This window comes from Leisingera sp. JC11, from assembly GCF_040704725.1.
Classification (GTDB): Bacteria; Pseudomonadota; Alphaproteobacteria; order Rhodobacterales; family Rhodobacteraceae; genus Leisingera.
The window spans coordinates 148,867-171,604 of record NZ_JBFCVS010000003.1; the positions used below are offsets into that span (position 1 = coordinate 148,867).

Annotated in this window: 23 protein-coding genes and 1 tRNA gene; 15 read left to right on the forward strand and 9 right to left on the reverse strand. The window is 61.4% G+C overall.

Features of this window, described 5'->3' with window-relative positions; genetic code table 11:
- Window positions 1–14: 14 nt before the first annotated feature.
- The 3 genes from AB1A62_RS04475 to AB1A62_RS04485 are packed head-to-tail and all read right to left on the reverse strand — an operon-like array spanning window position 15 to window position 1,618.
- A complete protein-coding gene (locus tag AB1A62_RS04475; protein ID WP_366660531.1) occupies window positions 15–638 on the reverse strand; it encodes a hypothetical protein in 624 nt (207 codons plus the stop codon).
- Window positions 638–1,084 carry a hypothetical protein gene (locus tag AB1A62_RS04480; RefSeq protein WP_366660224.1) on the reverse strand — a complete coding sequence of 149 codons (447 nt, stop codon included), beginning with the start codon at window positions 1,082–1,084 and terminating at the stop codon, window positions 638–640. Before AB1A62_RS04480 ends, AB1A62_RS04475 begins: the two co-directional genes overlap by 1 nt.
- 9 nt (window positions 1,085–1,093) lie before the next feature.
- Window positions 1,094–1,618: a flagellar basal body-associated FliL family protein gene (locus AB1A62_RS04485; protein ID WP_366660532.1), complete on the reverse strand. Its 525-nt coding sequence runs from the start codon at window positions 1,616–1,618 to the stop codon at window positions 1,094–1,096.
- A 119-nt stretch (window positions 1,619–1,737) separates the two neighbouring features.
- Between AB1A62_RS04485 and fliF the strand changes: the two genes are divergently transcribed.
- The 4 genes from fliF to fliP are packed head-to-tail and all read left to right on the forward strand — an operon-like array spanning window position 1,738 to window position 5,042.
- Window positions 1,738–3,414, forward strand: a complete 1,677-nt coding sequence (fliF, locus tag AB1A62_RS04490; RefSeq protein WP_366660226.1) for a flagellar basal-body MS-ring/collar protein FliF — start codon at window positions 1,738–1,740, stop codon at window positions 3,412–3,414.
- On the forward strand, window positions 3,414–4,013 hold the full coding sequence (locus tag AB1A62_RS04495; protein WP_366660227.1) for an ABC transporter ATP-binding protein: 600 nt from the start codon (window positions 3,414–3,416) through the stop codon (window positions 4,011–4,013). The genes fliF and AB1A62_RS04495 overlap by 1 nt, the downstream gene beginning before the upstream one ends.
- Complete coding sequence (locus tag AB1A62_RS04500) at window positions 4,006–4,302, forward strand: FliM/FliN family flagellar motor C-terminal domain-containing protein (RefSeq protein WP_366660228.1); 297 nt, start codon at window positions 4,006–4,008, stop codon at window positions 4,300–4,302. Before AB1A62_RS04495 ends, AB1A62_RS04500 begins: the two co-directional genes overlap by 8 nt.
- Entirely contained in the window at window positions 4,299–5,042 is a 744-nt protein-coding gene (gene fliP / locus AB1A62_RS04505) for a flagellar type III secretion system pore protein FliP (RefSeq protein WP_366660230.1), read from the forward strand. Before AB1A62_RS04500 ends, fliP begins: the two co-directional genes overlap by 4 nt.
- A 394-nt stretch (window positions 5,043–5,436) precedes the next feature.
- Here the strand turns inward: fliP and AB1A62_RS04510 are convergent, their stop codons facing one another.
- The 5 genes from AB1A62_RS04510 to AB1A62_RS04530 form a co-directional block, all read right to left on the reverse strand.
- Entirely contained in the window at window positions 5,437–6,543 is a 1,107-nt protein-coding gene (locus AB1A62_RS04510; protein WP_366660232.1) for a flagellar basal body P-ring protein FlgI, read from the reverse strand.
- Window positions 6,540–7,547, reverse strand: a complete 1,008-nt coding sequence (locus AB1A62_RS04515; RefSeq protein ID WP_366660234.1) for a flagellin — start codon at window positions 7,545–7,547, stop codon at window positions 6,540–6,542. The genes AB1A62_RS04510 and AB1A62_RS04515 overlap by 4 nt, the downstream gene beginning before the upstream one ends.
- 3 nt (window positions 7,548–7,550) lie before the next feature.
- Window positions 7,551–8,999, reverse strand: coding sequence for a flagellar hook-associated protein FlgK (gene flgK, locus AB1A62_RS04520; RefSeq protein WP_366660235.1), 1,449 nt, complete (start codon window positions 8,997–8,999; stop codon window positions 7,551–7,553).
- Window positions 9,000–9,047: 48 nt separating this feature from the next.
- Window positions 9,048–10,355 (reverse strand): flagellar hook-basal body complex protein, encoded by a 1,308-nt coding sequence (locus AB1A62_RS04525; RefSeq protein ID WP_366660237.1) that lies wholly within the window; start codon window positions 10,353–10,355, stop codon window positions 9,048–9,050.
- 134 nt (window positions 10,356–10,489) lie between these two features.
- Window positions 10,490–11,326, reverse strand: a complete 837-nt coding sequence (locus tag AB1A62_RS04530; RefSeq protein ID WP_366660239.1) for a flagellar motor protein MotB — start codon at window positions 11,324–11,326, stop codon at window positions 10,490–10,492.
- A 261-nt stretch (window positions 11,327–11,587) separates the two neighbouring features.
- Between AB1A62_RS04530 and nirK the strand changes: the two genes are divergently transcribed.
- Window positions 11,588–12,712 carry a copper-containing nitrite reductase gene (gene nirK / locus AB1A62_RS04535; protein WP_260016791.1) on the forward strand — a complete coding sequence of 375 codons (1,125 nt, stop codon included), beginning with the start codon at window positions 11,588–11,590 and terminating at the stop codon, window positions 12,710–12,712.
- Between the two features lie 76 nt (window positions 12,713–12,788).
- Window positions 12,789–13,583, forward strand: coding sequence for an SUMF1/EgtB/PvdO family nonheme iron enzyme (locus tag AB1A62_RS04540; RefSeq protein ID WP_366660241.1), 795 nt, complete (start codon window positions 12,789–12,791; stop codon window positions 13,581–13,583).
- 281 nt (window positions 13,584–13,864) lie between these two features.
- Here AB1A62_RS04540 and hemN read toward each other — a convergent pair whose 3' ends face one another.
- Window positions 13,865–15,220 carry an oxygen-independent coproporphyrinogen III oxidase gene (gene hemN, locus AB1A62_RS04545; protein ID WP_366660242.1) on the reverse strand — a complete coding sequence of 452 codons (1,356 nt, stop codon included), beginning with the start codon at window positions 15,218–15,220 and terminating at the stop codon, window positions 13,865–13,867.
- A gap of 217 nt (window positions 15,221–15,437) precedes the next feature.
- On the opposite strand from hemN, the gene AB1A62_RS04550 reads away from it, so the two are divergent.
- The 9 genes from AB1A62_RS04550 to AB1A62_RS04590 all read left to right on the forward strand — a co-directional run bounded on the left by AB1A62_RS04550 (window position 15,438) and on the right by AB1A62_RS04590 (window position 22,673).
- Window positions 15,438–15,524 (forward strand) — tRNA-Leu (locus tag AB1A62_RS04550).
- 202 nt (window positions 15,525–15,726) lie between these two features.
- Window positions 15,727–17,688 (forward strand): M10 family metallopeptidase C-terminal domain-containing protein, encoded by a 1,962-nt coding sequence (locus tag AB1A62_RS04555; RefSeq protein ID WP_366660244.1) that lies wholly within the window; start codon window positions 15,727–15,729, stop codon window positions 17,686–17,688.
- A gap of 164 nt (window positions 17,689–17,852) precedes the next feature.
- Window positions 17,853–18,467: a ribonuclease D gene (locus tag AB1A62_RS04560; protein WP_366660245.1), complete on the forward strand. Its 615-nt coding sequence runs from the start codon at window positions 17,853–17,855 to the stop codon at window positions 18,465–18,467.
- Window positions 18,464–19,432, forward strand: a complete 969-nt coding sequence (locus AB1A62_RS04565; RefSeq protein ID WP_366660246.1) for a KpsF/GutQ family sugar-phosphate isomerase — start codon at window positions 18,464–18,466, stop codon at window positions 19,430–19,432. The genes AB1A62_RS04560 and AB1A62_RS04565 overlap by 4 nt, the downstream gene beginning before the upstream one ends.
- A gap of 22 nt (window positions 19,433–19,454) precedes the next feature.
- Window positions 19,455–20,054, forward strand: coding sequence for an LPS export ABC transporter periplasmic protein LptC (gene lptC, locus AB1A62_RS04570; RefSeq protein ID WP_366660248.1), 600 nt, complete (start codon window positions 19,455–19,457; stop codon window positions 20,052–20,054).
- A 63-nt stretch (window positions 20,055–20,117) separates the two neighbouring features.
- Window positions 20,118–20,570 carry an LptA/OstA family protein gene (locus AB1A62_RS04575; RefSeq protein WP_366660249.1) on the forward strand — a complete coding sequence of 151 codons (453 nt, stop codon included), beginning with the start codon at window positions 20,118–20,120 and terminating at the stop codon, window positions 20,568–20,570.
- A complete protein-coding gene (gene lptB, locus AB1A62_RS04580) occupies window positions 20,570–21,328 on the forward strand; it encodes an LPS export ABC transporter ATP-binding protein (RefSeq protein ID WP_222503767.1) in 759 nt (252 codons plus the stop codon). The genes AB1A62_RS04575 and lptB overlap by 1 nt, the downstream gene beginning before the upstream one ends.
- Before the next feature lie 270 nt (window positions 21,329–21,598).
- Window positions 21,599–22,156, forward strand: coding sequence for a ribosome-associated translation inhibitor RaiA (gene raiA, locus AB1A62_RS04585; RefSeq protein WP_366660251.1), 558 nt, complete (start codon window positions 21,599–21,601; stop codon window positions 22,154–22,156).
- A 52-nt stretch (window positions 22,157–22,208) separates the two neighbouring features.
- Window positions 22,209–22,673 carry a PTS sugar transporter subunit IIA gene (locus tag AB1A62_RS04590; RefSeq protein WP_366660253.1) on the forward strand — a complete coding sequence of 155 codons (465 nt, stop codon included), beginning with the start codon at window positions 22,209–22,211 and terminating at the stop codon, window positions 22,671–22,673.
- The last annotated feature ends 65 nt before the right edge of the window (window positions 22,674–22,738 follow it).

Consider the following 22,738-nt stretch of genomic DNA (forward strand, 5'->3'; position numbering starts at 1 on the left):
GGGGGGCGCCCAAGTTACTCCTTGGGCACGGATCCGTTGCGGCCGGCCAGAACTACGCTGATGGTATAAGCTGCCTCGGGGCTGAGACCCGCCATTATACCTGCTGCGGCCTCAGGCTGCATCCGGGCCAGGAAACCCGCTGCAAAGCCGGGATCCATTTCCTCGAACAGCGCGGCAGCCTCCTTGGGCTTCATCTGCTCGTAAACTGTTGTAAGGCGGGTAACATCCGCTTCCGTGGCGCCGTCCGCCAGCGCGAGGGTCGCGCGCAGATTCGCTTCAGCCTGCTCCAATGCGGCCAATTTCTTGTCGATCGCCTGATCTGCGATCTCCAGCGCCTTCATCCGGTCTTCGATTTCCGCCTCACGGGAGGCCAAGACCTGTTCCCGTTCCTGGAACGCGGCCAGCATTGTTTGCAGCTCCGCAGAAGTCGGCATTGCGTCACGCTGCGGCTCTCCGTTGTGCGCAGGTTCTTCCTGGCCGGTTTCCTGCAGGCTTGCCACCTCGCGGGCGATTGCCGGGCCGGCCTCAAGCCCTAGCCGCACCGCTCCCGATCCCATCAGCAGCAGCGCCAGCATTGTCAGGGCACCGCTGCGCCGGAAACGCCTGGCTTTCTTTGCCTTCTTTGCCGTCTTCGCCATCATGCCACCCGGTTCTGGCTGCGATTGTGGCGCACAAACATCAAACCCGAAGACTTGGGCTCTTCCTGAGTCTCCGCTGCAGGCTGCGGCGCTGCCTCATATGCGGCGGCCATCGCCTCGTCCTCGGCCGCAGGGGCGGCCGGTGCCGGCGTTGCGGCAGCCTCGGGAATGTCATGCATGGAAGCCATCATCAGCTCCAACCGCTGGGCCACCGTTTCGGCCCGGCCCGTCAGCTGCTGCAGCGCCTTGCTGGAGCCATCGGACACCTGCTGTGCCGATTTCAGCGACTTGTTCAAGTCATCCACCTGTGCAGACAGAACGGCAACCGCACCGCCCACCCCTTTTTCCAGGTCATTGAACCGCTTCAGCCGGCGCGACAGCACCAGACAATAGAATCCGGCGCCCAGCGCTCCGGCTGCAAGCAGGATATCAGCAATAATGTCCATCCTGTCCTCCTAGTTCAGTACGAAATCCATGATCAGCAGATCACGCACCCGGCCCTGGCCGGTGGCGATATTGATCCGCCGCAGCATTTGCGCCCTCAGTTTCGGCAGCGCCATCGGATCAGACAGATCCTCTAGCTCCAGTGCTCTCAGGTAGCTGTTCAGGACATCGACAACCCGCGGGAGGACTTTTTCGACCTCAGCCTGATGTGCCAGGCCGACCTCAAGTTGCGCACGGAACCGCAAATGCTTCAAACCGCTGGCTTTGCGCAGGGTAATCACAATCGGGTCCATTTCGATAAAGGCAAGATTGGCGATATCCTCCGCCGTCTCACCCGTGTCCACGCCTTCTGGCGCCACTTCGGCCGCGTGCACCGGTTCTGGTGCCGCTTTCTGACCAAAGGGAAGAAGGCCTGACTGAACGGCAAAGAATCCGCCGCCTGCGCCCGCCAGTGCCAGCACTGCCCCAATAATGAGGGGCAGTTTGCCTTTCTTGGCCAGGGCTTGTGCTTCGATATCTACTGCAGCGTCTGTCATGGCTATCCCTAAAACGTCGTGCAGCATCTTCATAACCTGCGAGGGACTAACCGAATGTTAAGGCCGATCCCTCAAAACGGTTGCATGCCGGAGAGAACGCCGGTGCGACGGAGGTTAATGTGCAGCAGATCAAGAATGTCTGGGCAGAAATGGACATGCGGAAGCGTCTGATTGCCGTGGGGGCCACGGTGATCATGATTCTCAGCGTCATCGCGATGTCCCATGTGGCAAGCAAGCCAACAATGACACTGCTCTATGCCGGGCTGGAAAGCGGTTCGGCCGGAGATGTGGTACGGGCGCTGGAGCAGCGCGGCACCCAGTTCGAGGTGCGCGGCGGCTCTATTTATGTGCCCTCCACCCAGCGAGACGAATTGCGGATGACGCTGGCCAGCGAAGGCCTGCCCGCAAATGGCGGCAAAGGTTATGAACTGCTCGATTCGCTCAGCGGGTTCGGGACCACCTCGCAGATGTTCGATGCCGCCTATTGGCGCGCCAAGGAAGGCGAACTGGCCCGCACAATCGTCGCCAGCCCGCATGTGAGCCAGGCACGGGTGCATATCGCCAACACCGGATCGAATCCCTTCCAGCGAACTGTTGAGCCGACTGCGTCCGTATCAATTGTGCCGATGGGTTCGCCGATCACCCCCGCCCAGGCCAACGCCATCCGTTTCCTGGTTTCTTCTGCCGTTACCGGCCTGGCCGTGGACAACGTGGCCGTGATCGACGCCAATGGCGCCCTGATCGGTTCGACAGACGCGACCGCAGCTGCGGGCGCTGGCACAGATGACCGCTCGCAGACGATTCGCGAGCGGGTTCTGCGGCTGGTTGAGGCCCGCGTCGGCCAGGGCAATGCCGTTGTCGAAGTAAGCGTGGAAACCGTCACCGATACCGAATCGATCCGTGAGAAACTGGTGGACCCGAAGAGCCGTGTCGCGGTCAGCACCGATGTCGAAGAACGCGCAGATTCCTCCACCAACCAGTCCGGCGAAGTCACAGTTGCCTCAAATATTCCCGATGGCGACGCCGCTTCAGGCCAGGGGTCGAAAGCCAACACCAGCGCGACCCGGGAGCGGATCAACTACGAGATCTCGGAGACCGAAAAAGAAATTCTGCGCGGACCCGGTGCGATCAAACGCCTGACTGTCGCAGTTCTGATTAACGGCACCGCCGTGACCAATGACGCGGGCGAGACCATTTTCCAGCCCCGGCCGGATGAAGAACTGGCCGCAATGCGGGAGCTGATCTCCGCAGCAGTCGGGTTCGATGCAGACCGCGGCGACGTAATCACGCTCAAGTCGATGGAACTGCCGGCCGTGGAACCCCAAGGCGTTGTGGCCACCTCATCCTTCATGGACAATCTGAACTTCGACGCAATGTCGCTGGTTCAGATCGCGGCACTCGCCATTGTCAGCCTGATCCTGGGCCTGTTTGTGGTGCGCCCGATCCTGTCGAACCAAGCCGCCCCTGCCAATGCCTTGGCCGCACCGGGCCCGTCTCCGGATGCGCTGCCTGGTCTGCCCGGGATGGGCGGCGACGGCTTCATGACGGCCCCGGACCTGGGAGCAGGCCTGGCCCTGGATGGTGAAATTGAAAACAGCGAAACCGGCCAGTTCGAGCCGTTGGGCGGCCTGCCGGAGATGGGCACCGGCGACATGATGGGGGCCATCGGACTGCCGGCTATGGGCGGCGGCATGGATGATCCCGTCGACCGCCTGCGCAGCCTCATCGGCGAACGGCAGGAGGAAACGGTCCAGATTCTGCGCGGCTGGCTGGAAGAGAATAAGGAGCAGGCCTGATGACAATTGCACATTTGCTTGAAGACTTCGGAATGAAGACGCCGGTGGAACCTACTCTGCCCGCAATTCCCGAGGAGCTCATTGAAGAGCAGCGGCTGGCTTCCTTCGAAAACGGCTACAGCGCAGGCTGGGACGACGCGGTGGCCGCCAAGGATCAGGAAAACACCCGGATTTCCGCTGAGCTTGCCAGCTCGCTGGAAGACCTCAGTTTTACTTATCAAGAAGCCCAGAGCCAGCTGCTTGATTCGCTGGATCCGATGTTCAAGGTGCTGACCAGTGCGGTGCTGCCGGATGCAATGGCTGCTTCCTTCGGGCATCACATTGTCGACCAGCTTGCGGGCATGGCCAAGGGGCAGGCCGATCAGCCGATGCAGATCGTGGTCTCCCCCGGCGAAGGTGCTGCCGTGCGCAGTCTGCTGCCGGAGAAATTCTCTGTGCCGGTAACGGTGCGGGAAGACAGCATGCTGTCGCCCGGTCAAGCCTACCTGAGCGTCGGCAGCGCCGAGTGCGAAATCAACTGTGATGCCCTGCTCGAATCGATCCAGGACTCGATTGAGGCCTTTACCTATCACGCCAATGAGGACAGCCATTATGGATGACGCGGCCGATCTGAACATGAAACCCGCCGACGCAAGCAACCCTTTCGTTTCGGTTCCCGTCGAGGTGGTGGTCTCGGTCGGCAAGGCCAGGCCGCTGATCCGCGACCTGGTCAGCCTCGGTGAAAACGCCATCCTGACATTGGACAAGCGGGTGGAAGACCCGGTTGACCTCTATGTCGGCGACCGGCTGGTTGCCCGCGGCCAATTGGAAGAGCTGGAAGGCGATCAGGCAGGCCAGCTGGCCGTGCGCCTGACGGAAATTGCCGATCTGCAAAGCGGTTTGGGATGACACAGAAGACATTTGTGCGGGCGGCTCTGGTCGCAGTGCTCCTGCTGGCCTTGCCGCACACCGCCCTGGCTCAAGAACTGAGCCTCTCACTGGCAGACGGGCAGTCTATATCCGCCCGCTCGATCCAGCTGATCCTGCTGATTACCGTGCTCAGCCTGGCCCCCGGCCTGCTGATCATGATCACCTGTTTTCCGTTCCTGGTGACCGTTCTGTCGATCCTGCGCCAGGGCATCGGCCTGCAGCAGGCACCGCCAAACATGCTGATCATCAGCCTGGCACTGTTTCTGACCTATTTCGTGATGGAACCGGTCTTCACAGAGGCCTGGGCGACCGGGATCAATCCGCTGCTGGAAGAGCAGCTGGAGCCGGGTGAGGCCATTACCCGCAGCCTGGAGCCGTTCCGGGCCTTCATGGCCAACCGGCTGGACCCGGACACATTCTATGCAATTGCAGATCTCAGGCCGGAAACACAGGGCCTGGACCCGGTGCCCGAGGCGCCCCTGTCAGCGCTGGTGCCCAGCTTCCTGCTGTCGGAAATTGCCCGTGCCTTTCAGATCGGCTTTCTGGTGTTTCTGCCCTTCCTGGTGATTGACCTCGTCGTGGCCGCAATCCTGATGTCGATGGGGATGATGATGGTCCCCCCAGCCATCGTTTCCCTGCCGTTCAAGCTGGCGTTCTTTGTTGTCGCCGACGGCTGGAGCCTGATCGCAACCGCACTGGTGCGCAGCTACTACCCCTGACGCTCCCAAACCAAGCGGACCACGCCGGGCACATGCAGTGCCCGGTTTTTTTCGTGAGGCGAAGTTTCTGAATAAGAAATCTTGCCTAACACCCGTCAGCAATCCGCCTGCCGGTCGTCCCGATTTCCACTTGCCGCCTGGGCCTGCAAGCAAGAGCGCCGCAGTAGCTCCGGCGTATTGCCGAGAGCCTCAAGCAAATTCGTAGTTCAGGCTCTCCGCTCCGTTGCCATGTGCCCCGCTCAATTCCCTGCCGGAAGTGCCCGGGATCGGCGTCGGCAAACACCATTTCCGGCCCGGCCGGCCGGCCAGCCAAGGCTGCATGCCGCATCATTTGACAGAGAAAACCCGGCCATTGGATGCAATGGCCGGGCAGTTTTCAGGATTTTGCCTTGGTTCAGCGCACTACAAACTCCGCGTGCAGTGCTCCGGCCGCCTTCAGGCTCTTGAGGATGTCGATCATGTCCCGCGGCGACACACCCAGGGCGTTCAATCCCGCCACAACTTCGGACAATGAGGTTGTCTCCGGAACTTCCGCCAGCTGAATGCCTTCCTCTTCCTCGATGGCAGCGCCGGTGCGCGGCACAACAACCGTCTCGCCGTCGGAGAAGGGATTCGGCTGCACCACCAGCGGGGTCTCTTCGATCCGCAAGGTCAGGTTGCCCTGGGCCACGGCCACGCGGGAGATCCGCACATCGCTGCCCATCACAATCGTGCCGGAACGCTGATCCACCACCACGCGCGCCTTGCGCTGAGGCTCAACCAGGATGTTTTCGATCCGCCCCACCGCATGGGCGGTTGAGCGGGTATTGGTGCGGCGGATATCCACTTCAACCGTGCCGGAATCCCGCATCAGGGCAACGTTGCCGCCGAACTCGGCGTTGATTGCCCGTTCGATCCGCCCGGCCGTGGTGAAATCCGGCTCCCGCAGCGCCAGCCGCATGGAATTTAGCGAAGCCAGATCGAAGTCGATCTCCCGTTCAACCCGGGCTCCCGACGGGATCACCCCGGCAGTCGGCACCCCTTGGGTAACGACCGCGGCTTCGCCTTCGGCCACAGCACCGCCGGCCAGGATCGTGCCTTGGGCAACCGCATAGATTTGTCCGTCAGCTGCATTCAGCGGCGTCATGATCAGGGTGCCGCCCAGCAGGCTCTTGGAATCGCCGATGGCGGAAACTGTAACGTCAATGGTGCTGCCAACCCGCGCAAACGGCGGCAGCGTCGCGGTCACAAAGACCGCGGCGACATTCTTCGGCCGGAATTGCTCGCCGGTCACGTTGACGCCGAGACGCTCAAGGATGTTGGACATGATCTCTTCGGTAAAGGGCGAATTGCGCAGCCCGTCACCGGTGCCATCGAGACCGACAACCAGGCCGTAGCCGACCAGGTCATTGCCGCGTACGCCATCAAACTCGACCAGATCCTTGAGGCGGATAGCATTGGCCTGCGCCACTGCAGGCAACAGAAACAGGCACGCGATAAGGAGACGAAGAATTCTGATCATGAGATGTACTTCAGCAGGGAAAGCTGCGAGCTGCGCGCGGTAACGGTGTAGAGGCCTTCAAGCTGTGTCTGCGCTTCCTGCAGCCGGGTGTAGGTTTCATACGGGTCAGCGGACACAAGGTTGTTCTTGACGACGCTCAGGCTGGTTTTCGAGGCTTCGTTACGGGTGTTGATTGCATCCAGACGCCCTTCGATAAAGCCGACATCGGCCTGCACCTTGATCAGCCGGTCTTCGCTTTCGGTCAGCTCGCTGCTGGCCTCGATGACCAGGTCGATCTTCACGTCTTCGCTCAGGCCAAGGCTGGGCTCGTCCGCCAGCGCCGTGATGACGTAGCTTTGCAGCGCGTGCTTGAGGCTGGGATCATTGGCCTGGATACCCAGGGAGACTTGCTCGCCCTCACCCACCGTTACCGGCTGCAGAGCTGTGGCAGAGCCCTGGTACATAACCGCATCAAAGCCGGCCGGGTCGTCAAACCAGTCCTTGACCGCCTGAATGATGTCATTGCTTGTCGTCAGCCCTGACACTTCCGTCAAAACGGCACTCATCAGCGCGCCGGCGTTATTGAGCGGCTTTGTATCCGTTGCGGTTCCGGCAAATATTGTGCGGCCGCCAACGGACGTGTTCATCAGATTGATGGCACTGGAAATCCGCTGCTTAGCCTGGCTGCCGAACTGCTCTGCGTTGTATTCATCCATCGCCGGCGACAGCGTCAGAATATCATTGCGCATCGCCTGCACCTGGCTTTGCACCTTATCAAGGCTGCCCTGAATGGTGGTGGCAAACAGCTTAACTTCGCTATTGGTGACCATATAGCTGTCAAGCCGGTTCAGATTGCTCTCCAGATCCGCCAGGTAGGTAAAATCTCCACCCAGCCGTTCGGATAGATTGGCGGTTTTGCCAGTGGCGAATTCCTCGGAAAGCGTGGTGACGTTTTCCTTCAGATCCGCATTGCGGCTGCGGAGGAAGAGGTGCTGCGCCATATCGCCGTAAGAATTAATAATCATGCGTCAGATCCTCAAAAGTGTTTCCATAAGCTCGTCGACAACAGAGATGACCCGAGCGTTGGCAGCGTAGTATTTCTCTACCAGCATCAGGTTCTGCAGCTCGGCGTCGGTATCGACCCCGAGTGCCAGCTCGGCCTGGCTCAGCTCATTGAAGCTGGTGGCAGCAAAGGTGGAACCGCGTGCAGCGGTTTCGTTGTCCTGCGCAAAGCGCGACAACAGATTTGCGCTTAGGGTGCTCGCGGTCAGATCCGACGTCCCCAGCCCGACCGAAGACACCGTGCGTGTGGCGTTCAAGGCATCCGAATAGCCCTGCAGCAGGCTCGAGTCGCCTGGGTCGCCAGGTGCCGCGGCATACAGCCCGTCGCGGAACCGCCACGTCTCCGCGCTGCCGGTCAGGGACACCAGGCCGTTCAATTCGATCCGGTTGGAAATGCCCACGGTGTTCGCGGCATCAAAGAAACCGCCGCCGTCGGTGAAGATACCGGCGTCGGTCACCCCGATGGTGCCATCCAGCGCCGGGTCCTGAAACCGCTCGATCAGATCCCTGGCCATCGCGTCCAGGTCTTCCTGGGCTTCCACAGCGGTCACGTCGCGGATCTCGAATTGCGCAGTCAGCGTGCCGCCCCGCAACGGCCCGTTCGGGCCGGTGTCGATCACCCTGCCGTTGACCTCAAGCCCGGACAGCATGCCATTGCCAAGCGTCATGTGCGGCATGATATCCCGCGAGGGGTTGAAACTCAGCTCGGACGCCTTGCCGTCGAGCAGCATCACCCCGCCGGTGGAATACAGCGTCACCTGTCCGTTGTCGCGCCGGACCACATTGACCGGAATGATTTCGTTCACCTGGTCGATCAGCTGATCGCGCTGGTCATGCATGGAAACGGCATCCATGCCGCCAGCTTCCACCACCATGATGCGGGCATTCAGCTTTTCGATTTCCTTCAAGGCCTGGTTCACGGTGTCGACCTGGCTGTTGATCGCGCTGTCAGCGTTAATCCTCAGATCGCGCAGCCCTTCAGCCGTACGGGAAATTGAATCCGCCAGGGTTTCCGCCTTTACCGAAAGATCATTGAGGCGGGGCTGCGAATCCGGGCGCGAGACAACCTCGATCAAGGAGGATTCGAACTCCGACAGCTGCGAAGCCAGCGACATCTCGTCATCCACGGTGCCAACCAGGTCCGACATCCGGCTAAAGAAGTCAGCCTGAACCTTGGCCGCACCGAAATCAGCTTCGGCAACTCTGCGATTGGAAATCACCACCGGATCGTTCAGGCGCTGAACATTACCTACCCGGACGCCGGGAGCACCAGTACCCGGGCTGTTCAGGTCCAGAACCCGGCGCGTATACCCTGGCGTCAGGGCATTGGCGAGGTTCTCGGAAACGATCTGCGAGGACCGGCTGGCCGCAGACAGGCCGCTCATCGCGCTGTTAAGGGCGGAGTAGATAGACATTTATCAGCCTGCTTTCATGAAGCCTGTGTCAGGTGGCCATCAAGCGCGTTAGCGCTTGATGTTCGTGGTTTCCTGCAGCATCTCGTCGACTGTCTGGATGACCTTGGCGTTGGACGAATAGGCACGCTGGGTTTTGATCATGTCGGTCAATTCAGTCGCCACGTCGACGGCTGATTCCTCTTGGGCATAACCCAGGATCTCACCGGTTGGGCCACTGCCTGCGTCCCACAAGTAGAACGCACCGGAGTCATCCGTCGGCTTGTAAGTTTGCGAGTCCAGAGACTGCATGCCGTTCAGGTTGGACACATCCGCCAGCGGGACTTTGTAGATGACCTTGGTGTCGCCGGAGTCATACTTGGCAATGACTTCCCCGGATTCGTTGATTTCAACCGACACGAAGGAGCCGACCGCGGTGCCGTCCTTCACGGTCGTGCCCGGAACGAACTCATCGCCCAGCTGGCTCATCCCGTTCTGCTCGCCGATGACGCCGATGTTGATCTCGACCGGGCCGCTGGCAGTGGTGATGGTGACCGAGCCGGCCGTGGCGTCATAGGCGCCGCCGGTCACGGTGGCCACGCTTTGCAGCGTGCCGGCAGTGGAGGCACTGTCGTCAAAGGTCAGGGTGTACTCGCCGATCACCGTTGCACCGGTTGCCGAATCGACGATCTGCATCGTCCATTCATTGGTGCCGGTTGTTGCAGGCGCCACTGCGACCGTCGGCGTGTAGGTGATCGCCAGCTCCTCCGACCGGCCCATATTGTCAAAATACTGGACAACATGCTCCACCGGGTCGCCGCTTGCGCCCGGATCAGTTTCGGAGGCAGGCAGGTTTGCGGTCAGACTGATCTCGGTTGTTGGCTCCGCCGACAGGCGGTTCAGGTCGATGCGGACCGGCTCAAGGGAAGCGCTGGTGTCACGCGCAACATCAGGCACGGTGCCATCCGCCAGCGCTGGGAAACCCATCAGAACCAGACCGGATTCCGTTGAGAGATAGCCATTCGAATCGGTGCGGAAAGACCCGGTTGAGGACAAAAGCATCGTCGGGCTGCCGCCTGCTTCCACCTCGGTGATCGAGGCTACAGGCAGCATACCGCGGCCGCGCACCGCGAGGTCGGTTGCGTTGTTGGTCGAGACCAGCGGCCCGCGCTCGTCAATCAGGCGGACATTGGTGGTGCGCACGCCGCCCGCCGAATAGGTGCCGCCGGAGCCGGACAAGACCATGGAATGGAAGTCGGTCTGCACCCGCTTGTAGCCGCGGGTCGCGGAGTTGGCGATGTTGTCGGAAATGGAAGCCAACCGGCTGGCGTTGGCGCTCAATCCTGAAACGCCCGCGTTCAGCGACGAAGAAATGGTCATAGCACGCCTTTCTGCTGCATCTAATCATTCTGGATGCAACAGTTAGCGCAGCAGCGATTAACGGGCGGCTAACGAGCCGCTTACGGAAGGAAACAGGGCCTCCGCAAGCGGCAGAATCTCTTCTTTACAGCGATTTATTCCCGCAAAAGGATGATTTCGATCCGGTCGTTACGGGCCGCCATCGGGTTGCTGACGGCCAGTTTGCGGTCGGCATGTCCCGTCACCCGGTCAATTCGGGCCGCCGCCAGCCCGCCCGATTCGAGCAGCTTGCGGGTTTCATCGGCCCGGTCATGGGAGAGCTCCCATACCGGATTCTTCGCCAGCACAACAGGATGCGACCGGATGTGGCCGCCGACAGCGATGTTGTTGGTCACACTTTCGGACACACGGGCAATCATCCTGACCAGGTCCCGGAACAAGGCCGTCGGATTTGCCTGCCCCTCTTTGAACAGCGGTGTGTTCTCAGTGGCGAACAGCTCGATGATAAGCCCTTCGTCGGTGACACGGGTCACGATGTGGCGGGCCATCGCGGTAGAGACCATGCTTTCGCCGCCGCGCCCGGAAAGCTGCTCCTCAATGGCGCGGAACTTATCGTCGTCCTGTTCCCGCTTGTAGTCGGACTCAACTCCGGTATCACCCTGCGCTTTTTGGGCGTCTGCCGGATTGATGTCCGTCGCCCCGGTTCCGGATTGCGGCTTGATTTCCTCGGTGAACATGCTGTCCCCCTGAAAGGCACCATTGCCGCCGCCGGAAATCCGGCTGAGGGGAATCGACGGCGAGAAATAATCCGCCAGCCCCTTACGTTGTTTTTCCGTCGTCGCGTTCAGCAGCCACATCAGCATAAAGAAGGCCATCATCGCGGTCACGAAGTCGGCATATGCCACCTTCCATGCGCCGCCGTGGTGACCCTCGCCACCACTGACTTTTTTCTTCTTGATGATAATGGGCGCCACATTGCTCTGTGCGCTCATGTCCACCACCACTATTTTCACCCATCTCCGGGATAGCAGGCGGCCCGTTAAACTGACCTTAACAGTTAAATTTGCCGGCAGTTCGCTTCCGTTGCCGGAAGCTCGGCTCTTGGCGGCACCAATCTAAAACCTGCATCTTAAAGGTCCCTTATCTCGACTTCGAGAAAACTTATCGAAGGTTGATCAAGAGCAACATGGAGCGGCGGTGCCCCGGCTAGTTTCTGGCCAACACGGCAAATGGGACACTGAAAGGAGAACATCATGCTGACCCGCAGAGCCGCACTGATGGGAGCAGCCGGCGTAGCAGCGCTGCCTGTACTTGCCAAAGCCGCCAAGGCCGAAAGCACCACAGTTCACGAGGCCGCCGCACCGGTGGACCTGTCCAGCCTGCAGCGCATCAAGCGCGAGCTGGTCGCCCCGCCTTTCGTGCATGAGCACGAGCAAGTGGCGCCCGGCGAACCCCGTATCGTCGAATTCGAGATGAAGATCGTCGAGAAAGAGATCGAGGTCGACCAAGGCGCTTACCTGCAGGGCATGACCTTTGACGGCTCCATCCCGGGCCCGATGATGGTGGTGCATGAGGGCGACTATGTCGAACTCACGCTGATCAACCCGCCGGAAAACATGCTGCAGCACAATATCGACTTCCACGCGGCAACCGGTGCCTTGGGCGGCGGCGCACTGACCCTGGTGAATCCGGGCGAAAAAACGGTGCTGCGCTTCAAGGCCACCCGCCCCGGCACCTTTGTCTACCACTGCGCCCCGGGCGGCCCCATGATTCCGTGGCACGTCGCCTCGGGCATGGCCGGCACCATCATGGTGCTGCCGCGCGAAGGGCTGTCGGACCACAACGGCAATCCGGTGAAATACGACCGCGTCTACTATATTGGCGAGAACGAATTCTACATTCCGAAGGACGAAAACGGCGACTACATCCGCTATGAGGACGTCGGCGAAAGCTACCCCGATACGCTGGAAGTCATGAACGGGCTGATCCCCAGCCACGTGGTCTTCAACGGCGCGGTCGGCGCGCTGACCGGTGAAAACGCCATGAAAGCGAAACAGGGCGAGAAAGTGCTGTTTGTTCACAGCCAGGCCAATCGCGACAGCCGCCCGCACCTGATCGGCGGCCACGGCGACCTGGTCTGGGAAGCCGGCAAGTTCAACAACGTGCCGGACCGCGATCTGGAAACCTGGTTCATCCGCGGCGGCTCCGCCGGGGCGGCGCTCTATGAGTTCCTGCAGCCGGGTGTCTATGCCTACGTGAACCACAACCTGATCGAGGCGGTGAACCTCGGCGCAACTGCCCACGTGGTGGTCGAAGGCGAGTGGAACAACGACCTGATGGAACAGGTGGTCGCCCCGACCGAATACTCCGGCTCCTGATCTTCGGCCGGATGCGAAACTGGACAGGGCGGCCGCAGCACGCAGCCGCCCGTTTTTGCCTTGAAGGGACGCTGACATGAAAGCTGAGCTGATCGCCGCCGGGCTTGCCGCCGCAATTGGTGTTCCGGGCCTTTGGTTTTCGACGGTCAAGGACCCGGCCCCGCTGACCGAAACCGTTGTCATCGCCGCAGATACAATCGCCTACCGCCCGATCGGAAACTTTCACCGCAACGGCAAAAGCGTGGTGCCTCCGGAACAGCAGCGGCCTGTTGCGGCATTTGAAATCATGAAACATCAGGTCTCAGGCGCGGAATATGCGGCCTGCGTAGCAGCGGGCGCCTGCAAGGAAGCGGGCAGCACCACGGCAGAGGGCAGTCAGCCGCAAACCCATGTCAGCTGGCACGACGCAACCGCTTATGCCCAATGGTACTCCAAGCAGACAGGCCATAGCTGGCGGTTGCCGGACGAAGCCGAATGGCAGCTCGCTGCGGCCGAAATCTTTGGCGACGAGGCGGTCGAAACCGATAGCGGCGACCCGGCCCAGCGCTGGCTGCGCCAATATGCACGCGGCGTCACGCTGCGCGGCTTGCCGGGACCGGCACAGGACCCGAAAAGCGAGCCGGGCGCCAACAGCAACGGCCTCACAGGCCTTGGCGGCAATATCTGGGAATGGACCGGCGGCTGCATGCAAAACGGTGAGGTCAGTAAGGACGGCAGCCTCAAACTTGGCGATCCCTACTGCAGCGCCCGCATCACAGGCGGCCGCCACCGGGCAGTGGTGATCGACTTCATCCGAGATGCCAGCGTCGGCGGCTGCGCCGTCGGGCTGCCGCCGGATTACCTGGGATTCCGGCTGGTGAGGGACGGCTGAAAGATCCAGGGCCGGGGTACTCCCGCGCCCGCAGATGCCCCGGCTGCGCCGGCGCCCCTTGGCGGCCCTGGGCCCGGCAGCTGCGCTGCCTGTTCTGCCGAAAACCCGTTGAAAGGCAGGCCGCGCCGTGACTCGCCGGCAAACGCAGCCCTTGACCCCGCACCGGCAAGCGGCGTGCTCATTGAGGAAAGCCGCGCTGTGCGTCAGCACAGCGCCACGCACAACTGTGAAGGGCCTCCGGCAGGAGGCCCCGGAACAGGCGGGAGCGCCCCACCGCCAAGTTAGGAGGCCCGGCTGTAGCGCACCCCCTCAGGCACATGGGCGTCAAAGCAACTGGCAATGATCCGTGTCAGCGGGCGGCCTTCGGGCAGGATCTCCAGAGCTTCATCATCCAAGTGCACCAGGTCACCAAAGCGTGCCGCGATCTGAGCCAGTTCTGCATCCAGGCTTGCCGCCAGATCTCCAAAGCGCTGCAACAGCTCCGCCCGGTCCAGCCGGAATTCGCACATCAGCATCTCGATAGCACGGCCGCGCAGCAGGTCGTCCTGGCTCATCACATGGCCGCGCGCACCGGTCAGCTGCCCCGCCTCGACCCGCTGCACATAGGCAGGCGTTGCCGCCGCGTTCTGAATGTAGCCGCCGGAAAAGCGGGAGATCGAGGACGCACCGAACCCGATCAGCGTCGGGCAGGTATCGTCCGTATAGCCCTGGAAGTTCCGGCGCAGGTGGCCGGTGCGGGCCGCAACCTCCAGCCCGTCGCCGGGTTTGGCGAAATGGTCGATGCCGATTGCCGCAAACCCGGCCTCAGCAAATTTCTCCGCCGCCAGCCCGGCCAGATGATAGCGCGCCAGATCGTCGGGCAGCGTCTCCTCCTTGATCAGCTTCTGCCGTTTGGCCACCCAAGGCACGTGCGCGTAACCGAACAGCGCCAGCCGGTCGGGGTTAAGGCTCAGCACCTTCTCCACCGTATCCGCCATCCGCGCCTGCGTCTGATGCGGCAGCCCATAGACCAGATCGGCATTCAACGAATTGATCCCCGCCGCGCGCAGGTCCTCGACACAGGCCTTGGTCACCTCGAACGGCTGCGCCCGGCCGATTGCCTGCTGCACCAGCGGATCGAAGTCCTGGATGCCGATGCTGGCGCGGTTCATGCCTTCCGCGGCCAGCGCAGCGATCTTGTCCCGGTCAACCATGGTCGGGTCGATCTCCACCGAGAACTCCCAGTCCTCCGTATGCGGGAACACCGCCTTCACCGCCTGCGCCAGCCGGTGGATCAGATGCGGCGGCAGGATGGTCGGGGTGCCGCCGCCCCAATGCATCCGCCCCATCCGCAAGCCCTTGGGCAAGAGCGGCGCCACCAGTTTGAGCTCCTGCTCCAGCGTGCCGATGTAACTCTCCACCGGGCTCAGCGTCTGGGTGCCTTGCGTGCGGCAGGCGCAGAACCAGCACAGCCGCTCGCAGAACGGGATGTGCAAGTACACGGAGACCGGCACATCCGGATCCAGCGCCTGCAGCTCGCGGGCCTGCTCCGCAGCACCAACAGCTGCAGAAAACACCGGCGCGGTCGGATAAGAGGTGTAGCGGGGCACCCGGCTGTCGAACAGCCCAAGGGCTTGGAGGCGGTCAATCTGTTTCATGACTTTCCTATGCCCCTTTTACGAATCCGCCACTTTGCGCAGGATCAAACCGAAACCCGGAATTCCGCATAGGCAAATTCCTGGATTCTGCCGTCAACGCACTGGTTTCACTTGGGAAAACGATCGGCAGGCAAAATTTCCGGAAATCTGGCAAAGTCGCACATTTTCCGTTTGACGCTGCCTGCGACTCCGCTTATACGCCCGTCTCACGACACCTGCCCAGGTGGCGGAATTGGTAGACGCGCTAGCTTCAGGTGCTAGTGTCCGTATGGACGTGGAGGTTCGAGTCCTCTCCTGGGCACCATTTCCCAATCAAAGACAAACTATTTCCCATTCCGAACTGATATGCGGAAGCGTTTGTTTTTCTTTGCTTACCGCACCCGTCACAACCGGTACACGTAACGTTATTACCGCACTCCAGGCGAAGCAGTAAGATCCGGGCTTTCAGCAATTCGGCAATAGTGGTTTAAGCACACAGAGTTTCTGCCCAAGGTTGTTTTGATAGTTTGGCGTTTTCCCGCACTCCTAAAGAGCCAAAAGGAAAATTTTTCATGTGTTTAGATTGCATTGAACGTGCTGCAGCCGAAGGCCAAGACAACTTTAACTCCGCCAGTATTGTCGAAATTTCGGACGCTGGGCATGGAACCTGGACATCCTACCGCATGTCTCCTGGCGACACGTTCCAAGGAAATCTCACTTATGCTGGCGACCGGGATTGGGTCGCTGTTACCTTTAATGCCGGAGAAACATATTCCATCGACCTGAACGGCAACGCCAGCGGCGGCGGAACACTCAGCGACCCTTACCTGCGGCTGCACTCCTCGAACGGAACCCAGATCCGTTTTAATGACGACAGCGGACCAGGCCTGGACTCCTCGATGAAGTTTACCGCAACCAGTTCCGGTACTTATTACATCAATGCCGGCGCATACGCCGACGATGGAACCGGCAGCTACACGCTGTCAGTTGACAAAGTTGAACCGGCTTCGCCCTGGGAAATGGCCCGCTACCTCACGCACGGTTTCTGGGAAGACCGGGGGCAGACCGCCAGAAGCTTCGACACCTCCGAAGACAACACGATCACCGTCAATCTTGACGGCTTGACAGCGGACGGCAAAAGACTGGCCCGCTGGGCTTTCGACGCCTGGGAGATGGTTGCCGGCATCGAGTTCTCCGAAACCAGCGGTAGCGCAGACATCACGTTCACCGACGACGGGTCGAGTGCAACTGCATATGCGGACTCCGAAGTGACAAATGGCGTGATCACCTCGTCAACGGTGAATGTCTCGCTCCCCTGGCTGAACACATTCGGCACCAGCATCGATAGCTATTCGTTCCAGACATATGTCCACGAAATCGGCCATGCCCTGGGTCTGGGCCATCAGGGGAACTACAACGGCAGCGCAACCTATGGCACCGACGAGGAGTTCACCAACGACAGCTGGCAGATGTCGGTGATGTCCTACTTCAGCCAGACCGAGAACGGCAGCACCAACGCAAGCGGGGCTTATCTGCTCACGCCGATGATGGCTGACATCATCGCTATTCAGAACCTCTACGGCACACCGGACGGCAGCGGTGCAACCGCCGGAAACACGGTTTGGGGTCCGGGCAGCAGCCTGACCGGTGTGCTGGACGACTATTTCGGACCGCAGAACAGCTTCGAGGGCAACGCCGTCGCCTTCACAATCTACGACCAGGGCGGCATTGATACCCTGGATATCAGGAGCCATGAGGGAAACAGCCGGGTGGATCTGCGCCCGGGCCAGTTCTCCAGCAGTGACGGGCTGACCGGCAATATCGGCATAGCGCGCGGCACCGTTGTAGAGAACGTTTTCTCCGGATCTGGAAACGACAGAATAACCGGCAATGGGGTATCCAATGAAATCCGCACAAGTGGCGGCAATGATACTGCCGACGGCGGCAACGGAAACGACACCATTTTTGGCGGCGGTGGTCACGACAACCTGATCGGTTCAAATGGCAACGACAGGCTGGTTGGCGGCATTGGAAATGACCGGTTGTCCGGTGACAATGGCAACGACAGGCTCGAAGGCCAGGACGGCAATGACAGGCTCATGGGCGGCGGTGGCGCCGACAGGCTCTTTGGCGGAGGCGGCGTTGACCAGCTGATTGGCAGCGGCGGGCAGGACCGGCTGTTCGGCGGTGGCGGGCGGGACCAGTTGGTCGGCGGCGCCGGTAATGATGTGATGACCGGCGGCAACAGCCATGACGTGTTCATCTTCACTGACGGCCACGGTCATGACCGGATCCGCGATTTTTCAACCAGCCTGTACTCCGAGCGCATCGACCTCAGCGGAGTTTCCGCAGTCAACAACTTCAGCGATGTCGAAGACCAGGCTGTTCAAACCAGACAGGGTGTAAGAATCACAACGGATGACGACAGCTCAATCCTGCTATTGAACGTTGAGCTGAACAGCCTTGGAGCAGATGACTTTATTTTTTGATGGCCGTTAGCTGACAACCCTGCGCAGAACCAGCGCGCAGGGTACTTGGTTTCAGGAATTTTTAGCACCCGGTCCCTTCTTATGGCGCGGTTGAGTTTGGCGGGCAAAGCGCCTATCTCCTCACCAGACCCTGCCGCCGCGATCATAATCAAAAGGGACTTTCAGTGGCCAATCACCTGTACAAGAACGACCTGCCGGACGGGCTGGACCTCGGACCCGTTGTCGCCATCGATTGCGAAACCATGGGGCTCAATCCGCACCGCGACCGGCTCTGCGTGATCCAGATGTCGGGCGGCGACGGCAATGCCCATATCGTGCAGGTAGAGAAGGGCCAGACCGAGGCCCCCAACTTGTGCCGGATGCTGGAAGATCCCAACGTGCTGAAACTCTTCCATTTCGGCCGCTTCGACATCGCGGCAATGCACCACGCCTTTGGCGCCCTGGCCGCGCCGGTTTACTGCACCAAGATCGCCAGCCGCCTGGTGCGCACCTATACCGACCGCCACGGCCTCAAGAACCTGACCCAGGAGCTGATTGGCATCGACATCTCCAAGCAGCAGCAGATGAGCGACTGGGGAGCAGAAGAACTGACCGAGGCGCAGCTCGACTACGCGGCCTCGGACGTTCTGCACCTGCACAAGCTGCGCGAAGCGCTGGACAAACGGCTGGCCCGCGAAGGCCGCACTGAAATGGCCCAGGCCTGTTTCGATTTCCTCCCCACGCGCGCCAAGCTGGACCTTGCCGGCTGGCCCGAAACGGACATCTTTGCCCACTCATGACCGATACAGAAAAATTCCTCGTCACCGCACGGCAGGTGATTACCGATGAGGCCAAGGCGCTGAACTCCCTGGCCGAAAGCCTGGACGAGCGCTTTGCCGAAGCGGTGCAGCTGATCCTTGGTGCCAAGGGCCGCATCATCGTCAGCGGCATCGGCAAGTCCGGCCACATCGGGCACAAGATTGCGGCGACTCTGGCCTCCACCGGCACGCCTGCCTATTTCGTGCACCCGGCCGAGGCCAGCCACGGGGACCTGGGGATGCTGTCAGACGGCGACGTGGTGCTGGCGATCTCCAACTCTGGCGAGGCGCCGGAACTGGCCAACCTGCTGGCCTTCACCCGCCGGTTCGGAATTCCGCTGATCGGGCTGTCCAGCAAGATGGACAGCACCCTGATGAAGCAAGCGGATGTCCATCTGCAGATCCCCTCGATGGGCGAGGCCTGCGGCTTTGGCATGGTGCCTTCCATTTCCACCACGCTGACCCTGGCGATGGGCGACGCGCTGGCCATTGCGCTGATGAAGCACCGCGATTTCCGCCCGGAAAACTTCCGCGACTTCCACCCGGGCGGCAAGCTCGGCGCCCAGCTCAGCAAGGTGCGCGACCTGATGCACGCAGATGACGCGCTGCCGCTGGTGTCCGAGACCACCCCGATGGCAGACGCCCTGATCGAAATCAGCCAGAAAGGATTTGGCGTGGCCGGCGTTGCTGCCGCCGATGGTTCGCTGGCAGGCATCATCACCGACGGCGACCTGCGGCGCCACATGGACGGACTGCTGGACAAGACCGCGGCCGAGGTGATGACCACCGGCCCCGCCACCATCGCCCCCGGCGCCATGGCGCAGGAGGCCGTCGCGGTGATGAACCAGCGCAAGATCACCTGCCTGTTCGTGGTCGATCCGGACAACGGCCAAAAGGCCGAAGGCCTTCTCCACATCCACGACTGCCTGCGCGCAGGACTGGGCTGACACGGGGACCTGGGAGCATAGCATGGACAGCCATTCCAGAGCCGTCGCCTACCTCAAGGTGCTGCTGCCACTGGCAGCCCTGGTCTTGCTGTCGACCCTGTTTCTGATCTCCCGCGGCGTGAACACCGATGCGGTGATCCCCTTTGCGCAAAGGGATATCGAGGACCGGATGAAAGGCCAGCAGGTCACCGCGCCGTTCTTTTCCGGCACCACCGCACAGGGCGACGAGATCATGGTCACCGCGGCACTGGCCCGCCCCGGCGGCGAAGGCGCTCCGGCGGTTGCCAGCGACCTCTCGGCAGAGTTCCGGCTGGCTGAGGGCGGCAGGATTACCCTTGCCTCCGAAACCGGTGCCATCCACCCCGGCCAGGACATGGCGCGCTTTACCGGCCATGTGACCATCACCTCCGCGGATGGACTTGTTGTCGAGACCGAAGAGCTGAACACCGCTCTCAGCGGGCTTGAGGCCAGCAGCCCCGGCCCGGTGCGCGCAACCGGCGCAATCGGCAAGCTGACCGCAGGTAACATGCAGATCAGTGCAAAAACCGAAGGCGGTCCGGTCCATATGCTGTTCAAAAACGGGGTGAAGCTGCTATATGAACCTCAGCAACCGGAAAGATAACCTGTGTCCTATTTGCGCGCATTGATTTTCTGCCTGCCGCTCGCGGTGTTTCCTGGCCTCGCAATGGCACAAACGGCCTCCGTTGCCTTTGGCGCGGTCAAGGCCGACCCCAGCCAGCCGGTTGAGGTGACTGCCGACAATCTGGCCGTCAACCAGACCGATGGCTCCGCTGAATTCACCGGCAATGTCCTGATCGTGCAAGGCATCATGCGGCTCTCTGCCGACAAGGTTCTGGTGATCTACAAGACGGCAGGCGAAAGCGGCGGCAAGGCCGGCATCGAACGGCTGGAAGCGACCGGCAACGTGCTGCTGGTCAGCGGCCCGGATGCCGCCGAGGCTCAGCGCGCCGAATACACCATCGACCGCGGCACCATCGTGATGACCGGCAATGTGCTGCTGAACCAGGAGAACGGCACCCTGGCTTCGAACCGGCTGGAGGTGAATCTCACCTCGGGCACCGCCCGCATGGCCGGCCGGGTGAAAACCATCCTCAATGCGAACGGCGGCAGCAACTGATGGCGAAACCGGATCTGACTGTCACCGAGGGCTCCTCCGGGCTGCGCATCGAACGGCTGCGCAAATCCTACCGCAAGAAGGTGGTGATCCGGGACGTTTCCATGTCCCTGAACCGCGGCGAGGTGGTGGCGCTGCTCGGCCCCAACGGCTCTGGCAAGACCACCAGTTTCTATGCCATTGCCGGGCTGGTGTTCCCCGAAGCGGGCACCGTCAGCATTGACGGCCAGAACGTCACCGGCCTGCCGATGTACCGCCGCGCGCGGCTCGGCATCGGCTATCTGCCGCAGGAGATGTCGATTTTCCGCGGGCTGTCGGTGGAGGACAACATCTCCGCCGTGCTGGATATCTCGCAAAAGCACGAGCACAAGCGCCGCGAACGGCTGGAGGAACTGCTGTCGGATTTCTCGATCGAGCACCTGCGCCGCGCCCCTGCGCTGGCGCTCTCGGGCGGTGAACGCCGCCGGGTGGAAATCGCCCGCTGCCTGGCTGCCGACCCCAAATACCTGCTGCTCGACGAACCCTTTGCCGGGGTTGACCCGATCTCAGTCGGCGACATCCGCCATCTGGTTGCCGACCTCAAGAAACGCGGCATCGGGGTGCTGATCACCGACCACAACGTGCGCGAAACGCTGGAGATCGTCGACCGTGCCTATATCCTGCATGACGGTCAGGTTCTGATGTCCGGCAGCCCCGGGGAAGTGGTGGAAAACGAGAACGTCCGCCGCGTCTACCTGGGTGATAACTTCCGCATTTCCTGACCCCCTGCGCGCCTTCCGCCGGCTGCAACAAACCGCCGGAGACCCCAGTTTCTTTTTCCGGTTATCCATTGACTCTCCCGCTGTCTTGCCGTCGAATTGACCTATGGCATACGCGCAGTCCGATGCAGTCCGAACAAAAGCCTTGGCGACAAGGCCCGGACGGATGCAACCGGACCGCTGGCCTGCCCCCCGGTTCCGGACCTGACGTGACACTGCCAAGGATTTGCCTTGGCGGCGGGCCCGGCCGCAATAATTTGTGAAGGAGATCACATGCGTTACAAAATCAGCGGCAAACAGATCGACATCGGCGAAGCTCTGCAGGTTCATGTGCAGAACGAGCTCGGTTCGGCCGTTCAGAAATACGCCGAACGGCCCACCGACGCGACTGTGGTCTTTTCCCGTTCGGCGCATGAATATGTGTGTGAAGCCACTGTCCATCTGTCGACCGGGCTGAGTGCCCAGGCCAAGGCGCACGAAACCGAGATCTACGCCGCCTTCGACGCCTGCTGCGAAAAGATGGAAAAGCAGCTGCGCCGTTACAAGCGCCGCCTGAAGGATCACCACAAGGACCGCAGCGAGCCGGTTGAACATCTTGGCGCCAACTCGTATATCCTCGCCTCTGAGGAAGCGGATTCCGAGCCGGACTCGCTGCAGCCGATCATCGTCGCCGAAATGGAGACCCGTATCCCCTCCCTGTCTGTCGGGGAAGCGGTGATGCAGATGGAGCTGGCGGGCGCCCCGGTGCTGGTTTTCCGCAACGAAGGCAAAGACGGATTGAATGTGGTCTACCGCCGCGACGACGGCAATATCGGCTGGATCGATCCGTAAACACACCTAAGGCATCGGCGCCCCCCAAGGGGCGCCGGAACGGAGCAGACACATGCAGATTTCCAGCATCCTCAAGCCAGAGGCCGTCCGGGTAATCGGAGCGGTCTCGAGCAAGAAGCGCTTGTTCCAGGAGATTGCAGAGGTCGCTCAGGCCGCATACGGCCTGGATGCCCAGCCCACACTCGAAGCGCTGCTGGACCGTGAAAGCCTCGGTCCCACTGGTGTCGGCCACGGCGTGGCTCTTCCGCATGCCCGGCTCGACACCATCAGCGAGGTCTGCGGCACATTCCTGATCCTGGAAAAACCACTGGATTTCGGCGCGGTTGACCGTCAGCCGGTGGACATCGCATTTGCCCTGTTTGCCCCCGAAGACGCCGGTGTCGAACACCTGAAGGCGCTGGCGCTGGTGTCGCGCACTCTGCGGGAGCAGAGCTTCTGCACCAAGCTGCGTGCCAATCACGATCCGGCCACGCTCTACACCATCCTGACCGAAGGCCAGTCCGTCCAGGCGGCCTGAGGCACGGGCATCGGCGATGCTGCGGCCCCGGCACGCAACAGCGGCCGCAGGGCATGTGTTCTGGA

What these genes read in the sequence shown, in the direction of transcription:
- AB1A62_RS04525 (WP_366660237.1), bottom strand. Translation starts at nt 10,355, where the DNA reads ATGACCATTTCTTCGTCGCTGAACGCGGGCGTTTCAGGATTGAGCGCC.
- AB1A62_RS04475 (WP_366660531.1), bottom strand. Translation starts at nt 638, where the DNA reads ATGGCGAAGACGGCAAAGAAGGCAAAGAAAGCCAGGCGTTTCCGGCGC.
- AB1A62_RS04480 (WP_366660224.1), bottom strand. Translation starts at nt 1,084, where the DNA reads ATGGACATTATTGCTGATATCCTGCTTGCAGCCGGAGCGCTGGGCGCC.
- AB1A62_RS04495 (WP_366660227.1), top strand. Translation starts at nt 3,414, where the DNA reads ATGACAATTGCACATTTGCTTGAAGACTTCGGAATGAAGACGCCGGTG.
- fliP (WP_366660230.1), top strand. Translation starts at nt 4,299, where the DNA reads ATGACACAGAAGACATTTGTGCGGGCGGCTCTGGTCGCAGTGCTCCTG.
- AB1A62_RS04515 (WP_366660234.1), bottom strand. Translation starts at nt 7,547, where the DNA reads ATGATTATTAATTCTTACGGCGATATGGCGCAGCACCTCTTCCTCCGC.
- AB1A62_RS04510 (WP_366660232.1), bottom strand. Translation starts at nt 6,543, where the DNA reads ATGATCAGAATTCTTCGTCTCCTTATCGCGTGCCTGTTTCTGTTGCCT.
- lptB (WP_222503767.1), top strand. Translation starts at nt 20,570, where the DNA reads ATGGCGAAACCGGATCTGACTGTCACCGAGGGCTCCTCCGGGCTGCGC.
- AB1A62_RS04530 (WP_366660239.1), bottom strand. Translation starts at nt 11,326, where the DNA reads ATGAGCGCACAGAGCAATGTGGCGCCCATTATCATCAAGAAGAAAAAA.
- flgK (WP_366660235.1), bottom strand. Translation starts at nt 8,999, where the DNA reads ATGTCTATCTACTCCGCCCTTAACAGCGCGATGAGCGGCCTGTCTGCG.
- AB1A62_RS04485 (WP_366660532.1), bottom strand. Translation starts at nt 1,618, where the DNA reads ATGACAGACGCTGCAGTAGATATCGAAGCACAAGCCCTGGCCAAGAAA.
- AB1A62_RS04565 (WP_366660246.1), top strand. Translation starts at nt 18,464, where the DNA reads ATGACCGATACAGAAAAATTCCTCGTCACCGCACGGCAGGTGATTACC.
- nirK (WP_260016791.1), top strand. Translation starts at nt 11,588, where the DNA reads ATGCTGACCCGCAGAGCCGCACTGATGGGAGCAGCCGGCGTAGCAGCG.
- lptC (WP_366660248.1), top strand. Translation starts at nt 19,455, where the DNA reads ATGGACAGCCATTCCAGAGCCGTCGCCTACCTCAAGGTGCTGCTGCCA.
- AB1A62_RS04500 (WP_366660228.1), top strand. Translation starts at nt 4,006, where the DNA reads ATGGATGACGCGGCCGATCTGAACATGAAACCCGCCGACGCAAGCAAC.
- AB1A62_RS04590 (WP_366660253.1), top strand. Translation starts at nt 22,209, where the DNA reads ATGCAGATTTCCAGCATCCTCAAGCCAGAGGCCGTCCGGGTAATCGGA.
- hemN (WP_366660242.1), bottom strand. Translation starts at nt 15,220, where the DNA reads ATGAAACAGATTGACCGCCTCCAAGCCCTTGGGCTGTTCGACAGCCGG.
- raiA (WP_366660251.1), top strand. Translation starts at nt 21,599, where the DNA reads ATGCGTTACAAAATCAGCGGCAAACAGATCGACATCGGCGAAGCTCTG.
- AB1A62_RS04540 (WP_366660241.1), top strand. Translation starts at nt 12,789, where the DNA reads ATGAAAGCTGAGCTGATCGCCGCCGGGCTTGCCGCCGCAATTGGTGTT.
- AB1A62_RS04575 (WP_366660249.1), top strand. Translation starts at nt 20,118, where the DNA reads ATGGCACAAACGGCCTCCGTTGCCTTTGGCGCGGTCAAGGCCGACCCC.